6 protein-coding genes are annotated in these 5269 nt (G+C 72.9%); 2 read left to right on the top strand and 4 right to left on the bottom strand.

Features of this window, described 5'->3' with window-relative positions:
• Window positions 1-33: 33 nt before the first annotated feature.
• On the bottom strand, window positions 34-1266 hold the full coding sequence (locus N864_RS18895) for a deoxyguanosinetriphosphate triphosphohydrolase (protein WP_034720843.1): 1233 nt from the start codon (window positions 1264-1266) through the stop codon (window positions 34-36).
• A gap of 137 nt (window positions 1267-1403) precedes the next feature.
• Here N864_RS18895 and N864_RS26275 point away from each other — a divergent pair, with 137 nt between their 5' ends.
• Window positions 1404-1535, top strand: a complete 132-nt coding sequence (locus N864_RS26275) for a hypothetical protein (protein ID WP_276203107.1) — start codon at window positions 1404-1406, stop codon at window positions 1533-1535.
• 12 nt (window positions 1536-1547) lie between these two features.
• Here N864_RS26275 and N864_RS18900 read toward each other — a convergent pair whose 3' ends face one another.
• The 3 genes from N864_RS18900 to N864_RS18910 all read right to left on the bottom strand — a co-directional run bounded on the left by N864_RS18900 (window position 1548) and on the right by N864_RS18910 (window position 4367).
• A complete protein-coding gene (locus N864_RS18900) occupies window positions 1548-2186 on the bottom strand; it encodes a YdeI/OmpD-associated family protein (RefSeq protein WP_034720846.1) in 639 nt (212 codons plus the stop codon).
• Window positions 2187-2359: 173 nt separating this feature from the next.
• Entirely contained in the window at window positions 2360-3577 is a 1218-nt protein-coding gene (gene dusB, locus N864_RS18905; protein WP_051518801.1) for a tRNA dihydrouridine synthase DusB, read from the bottom strand.
• Between the two features lie 73 nt (window positions 3578-3650).
• The gene (locus N864_RS18910) at window positions 3651-4367 is read right to left on the bottom strand and encodes an alpha/beta fold hydrolase (protein WP_034720855.1); all 717 of its coding nucleotides are present in this window, start codon (window positions 4365-4367) and stop codon (window positions 3651-3653) included.
• Between the two features lie 25 nt (window positions 4368-4392).
• Between N864_RS18910 and N864_RS18915 the strand changes: the two genes are divergently transcribed.
• The gene (locus tag N864_RS18915; protein WP_034720857.1) at window positions 4393-5220 is read left to right on the top strand and encodes a sulfurtransferase; all 828 of its coding nucleotides are present in this window, start codon (window positions 4393-4395) and stop codon (window positions 5218-5220) included.
• The last annotated feature ends 49 nt before the right edge of the window (window positions 5221-5269 follow it).

Genomic DNA, 5269 nt, shown 5'->3' on the forward strand with positions numbered 1-5269 from the left:
TCGCGACCGGAGTTTGCGCTCGGTCGACGGTCGTCAGCCGACCCAGCGCCCGTGCAGCGCCAGCGCCCTGAGGTCGGTCAGGGCGGCGAGCTGGTCGACGAGGACGCGCGTGCGCTCCGCCTCGGTGCTCGCGCTGAGGTAGTCGGCGAGCAGGTCCCCGTCCAGGCGCTGCTCCGGCTCCGCGGCATACGCCGCGAACAGGCCGCGGACGACCTCGCGCTGCTCCGCCATGACGGCGAGCCGCTCATCGGTCGTCATGACGAAGTGGTTGGCGACCGCCTTGAGGACCGCGCACTCGGCCCGGGTCCCGTCCGGGATGACGAGGTCGGCACCGTAGCGGGTCAGGGCGCCGGGGCCGTGGCGCCGGCGGGTCTGGTCCTCGACGACCCCGACGAAGTGACCGATGAGCCGGCTCGTCATGTCCTTGAGCGCGGCCAGCGCGCGGCGCGACCCGTCGTAGCTGTCCGGGATGGCCCCGGAGGTGAGGAGCCGCTCGAGCGCGGCGTCCAGAGTGTCCGGCGTCAGGTCGGGCGCGTAGGTGCGCGCCGCCACCTCCAGGACCGCCGCCATGTCCGGCGCGGACCACAGGATGCGGGGGTCGAACCAGCCGGACGCGATGGCGTCCTCGACGTCGTGGACGGAGTAGGCGACATCGTCCGACCAGTCCATGACCTGGGCCTCGAGGCACCGGACCCCTGCCGGCGCTCCGGCCCGGAACCACTCGAAGACGGTCAGGTCCTGCTCGTAGACGCCGAACTTGCCTGTCGCACGTGGGCCGTCGCCGCGTCGCCAGGGATACTTCGTCGCGGCGTCGAGGCTGGCCCGGGTCAGGTTGAGCCCGGCCGGACGACCGTCCGGGTGGCTGCGCTTGGCCTCGAGCCGGGTCAGGATGCGCAGGGTCTGGGCGTTGCCCTCGAAGCCGCCGATGTCCCGGGCGAGCTCGTCGAGGGCAGCCTCCCCGTTGTGGCCGAACGGGGGGTGGCCGAGGTCGTGGGCGAGGCACGCGGTGTCGACGACGTCGGCGCTGCAGCCCAGCGCCGCGCCGAACTCCCGGCCGATCTGGGCCACCTCGAGCGAGTGGGTGAGCCGGTTCCGGACGAAGTCGTCGTGCCCCGGCGCGAGGACCTGCGTCTTGGCGGCGAGCCGGCGCAGCGCGGCCGAGTGGACGACCCGGGCCCGGTCACGAGCGAAGTCGTCACGGTCCGCCCGCTTCTGCGCGGGGTCCTCCGCGACCCATCGCTCGCGGTCGGTCTGCGTGTACGCCACGCCCCGACTCTAGGGTGCGGCACGCGGCCGGAGCGGGAGGACGGGGGCGTGCGGGCGGAAACTCAGCGGCATACCCGCTGCTCGGTGGCGCATACTGGCGAGGAGGGCGTCAGGGGCCTCCGACCTGAGGAGCAGCCATGGCCGACAAGTCACCTCGATCGCACATGTCGCAGAAGGGCAAGTCGATCAAGCAGAAGCGCGCCGAGAAGCACGCCAAGGCGGACCAGCGCGCGCATCACGACATCATCCCGCCGCGGGACAAACGCTAGGCGGTATGCCGCTCAGCCGAGCTGGTCGCGCAGGCGCGCGACCCAGCTCGGCTCCTTCCCGTAGCGCTGCGAGGGGATGAGCCGCAGGTGCGCGCAGTCCTCGATCAGCTGCGCCATCCGCTTGTCACGGGTCGCCTCCTGCTTCGCGGAGACGACCCAGGCAACGGCGCCCTTGCGGTAGGACGGCGTGGCACCGTCCCAGAAGGCCGATGCGGTCGGGTTGGCGCGCAGCATCGCCTCGTAGTGCTCGGGCCAGGCGCGGTGCTCGTTCTCGTAGGAGTAGATGCCGGAGCGGTCGTCGCGCCGCCTGGCAAAGGCCGCCAGCCCCGCAGGGTGCATCCGTCCTTCGGCGGTGAGCTGTTCCACCGCCGCGATGTTGATGTTGCTCCACGTGCTGCCCGGCTTGCGGGGAGTCCAGCGCTGGCGCACGGCGTCGGCGTCGATGCGCTGGACCTGGGAGTCGATCCATCCATAGCAGAGCGCCTCGCGCACGGAGTCGGCATAGGTCAGGCCCGGGTCGGGCACGTGCTTCTTGAACCGGCCGATCCACAGCTCGCTCGCGCTGTCGTGGTTCGCCTCCAGCCAGGCGCGGAACTCCGCTGCGTCGTCGAAGAAGACCGCGGGCCGCTCCGGGGTGCCACCGTGCCTCATGGAGGCATCGTGCCAGCCTGCGCCGACACGCGAGCCGTGGGTACTCAGCGGTCGCGGTGCGTCAGCGGTTGCGGCGCGAGGCGATCGCGTAGGTCGCCCAGGCCGCGAGGACGAGCAGGGCGATCCAGAGGACGACATAACCGATCATGCGACCACCGTAGCGACGCGCAGGATCAGCCGCCCGAGACGGACAGCTCCGCCTCGGAGATCGTTCGCTGGTGTTCCTCCGACAGGTCCCTCGAGTCGAGCCAGCCCTCGGGCAGGGCGACCCGGCGCGGCGAGCCGGCCCGCCCCCGCTGCCCCTCTGCCGGCTCCCCGGGCCACGGCTGGTCACGGTCGAGCCCCGCGAGGAGCCGGTCGAGCGATGCGACCGAGTCGACGAGGGCCAGCGAGCTGCGGATCGTCGAGCCGGCCGGGAACCCCTTGAGGTACCAGGCGATGTGCTTACGGATGTCGCGGCAGGCACGGTCCTCCTCCCCGTAGAAGTCGACGAGGTAGAGGGTGTGCTGGCGCAGGGTGTCGGCCACCTCCCCGAGCGTCGGCGTCACCCGCGTCGTGATGCCGGCGAACGCCGCCGCGAGATCCGTGAAGAGCCAGGGCCGCCCGAGGCAGCCGCGGCCGACGACGACCCCGTCGACGCCGGTCTCGGCGACCATGCGGAGGGCGTCCTCGGCCGACCAGATGTCGCCGTTGCCGAGGACCGGGACCGAGGTGACGGTCTCCTTCAGCAGTCTGATCGCCGACCAGTCGGCCTGTCCGGAGTAGGCCTGCGCAGCCGTGCGGCCGTGCAGCGCGACGGCCGCCGCGCCCTCCTCCTCCGCGGCCAGACCCGCGTCGAGGAAGGTGAGGTGGTCGTCGTCGATCCCCTTGCGCATCTTGACCGTCACCGGGATGTCGCGCCTGGCGCCCTCCTCGACGACGGCGCCCACGATGGCGCGGAAGAGGTCCCGCTTCCACGGCAGCGCTGACCCGCCGCCCTTGCGGGTGACCTTCGGCACAGGGCAGCCGAAGTTGAGGTCGATGTGGTCGGCCCGGTCCTCCTGGACGATGATTCGGGCCGCAGCCCGGGCCGTGGCCGGGTCGACGCTGTAGAGCTGGATCGAACGGGGGTACTCGTCTGGGTCGTGCTCGATGAGCCGCATCGTCTCCGGGCTGCGCTCGACGAGCGCGCGCGTCGTGATCATCTCGCTGACGTAGAGGCTCGTCGCCCCGGACGCCCCGCCGAGCGCGGTGCCCTCGCGGCCGTACTCGCGGCACAGTCGCCGGAAGGCCCGGTTGGTGATGCCGGCCATCGGCGCGAGGACGACCGGGGACTCGATCACGTGCCGGCCGATCCGCAAGGGGGGCAGGACCGACGCGCCCGGTCCGGAGGGGCCGGAGGCGTCGCCCACAGCACCGGCGACGCGGGTCGTCGGGCGGGCGGGCGGGGTCAGGACGTCGGTCACAGCGGTCGATTGTCCCAAATCAGGGGCCGCACACCGAATCGGCGAAGCGCAGCAGGGCAGCGGCGAACGCCTCCGGCTGGTCGAGGTTGGCCAGGTGGCTCGCGCGCGGGATGACCTCGGCCCGGGCGCTGGGGCAGGCGCGCAGGAACTCCGCGGTGCCGACCCGGAACTGGTCGTACTGCCCGCTCAGCAGCAGGACGGGGCAGGTGACGCCCCACAGCATCGAGGGCCGGCAGGTGTCCATCACCTGTTGCCACGCCGCGGCCGTCGGAGTGAAGAAGTAGCCCCCGGCGATGACCGGCTCGATGAGATCGCGGGTGTAGAGCCGGCGCAGCACCGCGTCGTTCAGCCGTGTCATCCGCGCCTCGCCGACTCGGTCGGTGATGCGCGCGACCCACCGGTAGATCGTCGCTCCGGCACCGACGGGCGTCGCGCTGCACCCCGCGAGGACGAGGCCGGTCAGGCGCGAGCTGTGCTGAGCGGCATACGTCATGGCGGCGTAGCCGCCGAGGGAGTGGCCGACCAGGATGACCGGTGCCTTCGCCGGGGCGGCGTCGACCGCCGCGTCGATGACCTCCACACACCGGTCGAGGGTGAACGTCTCGGCAGCGCGGGCACCGTGGCCGGGCAGGTCGACGAGCCCGAGGGTGACGCGCCCCTCGAGGAGTCGCTGCTGCGGCGCCCACTGGGCGGCGGACAGGCGCGAGCCGTGGACGAGGACGAGGTGCGGGACCACGCACCGAGGATGCCACGATGGGCGCGTGACCCACCTGATCAGTGCTGCCGCGCTCGCCACCGAGATCGAGGACGTCGTCGTCATCGACGTCCGCTGGACCCTGACGACCCAAGGGGCTGCGAACCCGGGGCGCGCCGAGTATGCCGCGGGGCATGTCCCGGGCGCCTTCTTCGTCGACCTCGACACCGAGCTCGCCGCTCCGGCCGGGGAGGGTGGCCGGCACCCGCTGCCGTCTCCCGAGGTCGTCGAGCGCACCCTGCAGCGCTGTGGCGTGGGCGAGGGCACCCGGGTCGTCGTCCATGACGGTCGGGAGTCGTTCGCGGCTGCTCGGGCCTGGTGGGTGTTCCGCTGGGTCGGGCTGCGCGACGTCCGGGTCCTCGACGGTGGCTACGCCGCCTGGCTGGCCGCCGGGCTGCCGGTCAGCACGGAGGAGCCCGAGCCGCGCGGCAGCGACTTCAGGGCACGACCGGGCGGGATGCCCACCGTCGACGCGGCCGGCGCTGCGGACTGGCCGCGGTCCGGCCTGCTCCTCGACGCACGCGCCCCCGAGCGCTACGCCGGGGAGGTCGAGCCGATCGACCCGGTCGCCGGACACATCCCGGGAGCGGTCAACAGCCCCACCTCCGCGTGGCTCGAGCCGGAAGGCGGTTTCCGCAAAGACCTCGCGCAGCACTGGCGGTCGGTCCTCGGGGACCGCGGCGACGAGCCGGTGGCGGTCTACTGCGGGTCCGGCGTCACGGCGGCGCACCACGTGCTCGCGCTGGCCGAGCTCGGCCTCGACAGCGTGCTCTACCCCGGCTCGTGGAGCGAGTGGGTGCGCGACCCGGGCCGCCCGGTCGCCACCGGCCGCTGAGGGGGCCCACTCGCGGCCCGGTCAGTCGGCCAGGGGCCTGTCGAGTCGG

Origin of the sequence: Intrasporangium chromatireducens Q5-1 (assembly GCF_000576575.1) — a bacterium.
Lineage (GTDB): Bacteria > Actinomycetota > Actinomycetes > Actinomycetales > Dermatophilaceae > Intrasporangium_A > Intrasporangium_A chromatireducens.

Bases quoted from the DNA above. Each gene is read 5' to 3' on its own strand.
- N864_RS18900 (WP_034720846.1), bottom strand. From the start codon at position 2,186: ATGAGGCACGGTGGCACCCCGGAGCGGCCCGCGGTCTTCTTCGACGAC.
- N864_RS26275 (WP_276203107.1), top strand. From the start codon at position 1,404: ATGGCCGACAAGTCACCTCGATCGCACATGTCGCAGAAGGGCAAGTCG.